The following is a 1,912-nucleotide window of genomic DNA, read 5'->3' on the forward strand; positions in this document are numbered from 1 at the left end:
GCCCCTGGCCGGGAGAGGCGCCCCCGCCGGGTCGCCGCCCGGACGCCCGCCCGCCCGCCGACCGCGAGCACTCCGACCGCCCACCTGCCGACCGCGTCCGGGCCACCGGGCCCGCCGGCACCGTCGCGGGCCCGCCGGCGGCGCGTGGCGCCCAGCCGGTTCCCGGCACCGGCCCCCGCGCCGCCGCGCCGCCCGCCGCTCGCCCGGGCGGCGGTGACCCGGCGAGCCCTCCCGGGCCCCGCCCGTCCAGCGGCGCTCCGGCCCGACCGCGTCCGACCGTGGGACCGTCCGGCCCGCCCGGAGGGCCAGCGGCTGCGGGCGCCCCGGCCGGCCACCGCCCGGATGCCGCCGCCCCGACCGGCCGGGCGGAAGCGATGCCGCCACTGCGCCGGCCGGACGCCGTGCCGCCGGGCCGCCGACCCCGGCCCGACCCGACCGGGAGCGGCCGGCCGCTGACCGGTGACGACCTGGCCGCCGGCCGACGTACGACGGGACCCGTTCCCGATCCGGCGCGACCCGCCGGGCCACCCACCGCGGCCGGTCCGGGCCGGTTCGGCGGGCCGCCGCCCGGCGTCGCGCCGCAGGTCGCCGACGGGCTGCGAGCCGACCCCGCGATCGACAATGACCCGCGCACGGCCCGGCGTCGTCCCGGCCCGGTCGACCCGGGAGCGCCGGAGCCCGCGGGTCACGCCCGCCCGGCCGGGGGTGGTCACCGCCGTGCCGCCGAACCGGACGCGCCGGTGGTGCCCCGCTCGGGCAACGCCCCACCGATGCCGCAGGCGTCCACCGCGCCCACCAGCGCCGGGCCCACCAACGCCGGGCCCACCAGCGCCGGGCCCACCAGCGCCGGGTCCGCCAGCGCCGGGTCCGCCAGCGTCACGTCCACCGACGGCACCGGCCGCCGTCGAGCGGTCCCCGACGACCAGGGCCGACGCGTGCCGACCGGCGGTGAGCCGCGGGCGGACCGCCCGGAGCGGCCGGCCGACTGGCTGCGTCAGGCCGGCCGGCTGCCGCACACCGACCCCGGTCTGCCGGTGGTCAACCGCAGAGGTGGCGATGCGCAGGCCCCGACCGCGAACCGCCCCGTCGGCCGCCGTACCGCCCCGCCGCCCGCCGGTGATCTGACCGATCGCTCCGGTGGCCCACTCGCCGTACCCGATCCCGCCGCGGAACGCACCGCCGGCCGTCGTCCCGTCGGGCCACCGGCCGACCCGGGCGCGGGCGCTCCCACCGGCCGCCGGGCCGCCCGGCCCGGCGGGCCAGACCCCACCGGAGAGCAGCCGAGCGGTTCCGTGCCTCATCCGCCGGTCACCGGCGAGCGGCCCGTCGGCCGTCGGGCCGCTCCGGGGGCCGCCGCGGATCCGATCAACCGACGCCGCCGCCCGCCGGCCGACTCCGCCCCCGACGGACCCACCGGTCGTCCCGGGCCGGCCGACGACCGCGGCGACGACCCGTATGCCGGCCCCGCCAGCGGCGGGCGGCCCGCTCCCGTCCGGGGCGCCCGCTCCGCACCGCCCGGGGGGCGGGCCCGACCCGCGCCCGGCGAGGCGCCGGTCTCCGGCGCCGGTCGCCGTGGTCCCGACGGTCCACCCCGTCCCGGCGCCGGCATGCCCGAGCGGGGTGCCGCTCGCCCCGACGGCTCGGCTCGCGCCGCCGTGCCCCCAGGTGCCGGCCCGGACGCCCCGGCCCGTGCCGCAGTGCCGCCGGGCGTCGATCCGGATCGTCCCGCTCGTGCGGCGGTGCGCCCGGGCGTCGGCCCGGACACCCCGCCCCGCCCCGGCTCGGCCCGGCCCCGTCCGGACGGCCCGGCCCGTGCGGCCGTCCCGCCGGGCGCCGGTCCGGACGGTCCGGCTCGCGCCGCCGTCCGCCCGGCGGGGGTCGGGCAGCCGCCCGTCGGCGCCGACCGGGCGGG

The 1,912-nt window shown here is 84.4% G+C and carries 1 pseudogene; it reads left to right on the forward strand.

The features are described 5' to 3' along the window. Positions 1 to 374: 374 nt before the first annotated feature. A pseudogene (locus ABZU46_RS31705) lies at positions 375 to 1,912 on the forward strand (hypothetical protein); the annotation flags it as partial.

The organism is Micromonospora sp. NPDC005197 (assembly GCF_040608295.1).
Lineage (GTDB): Bacteria > Actinomycetota > Actinomycetes > Mycobacteriales > Micromonosporaceae > Micromonospora.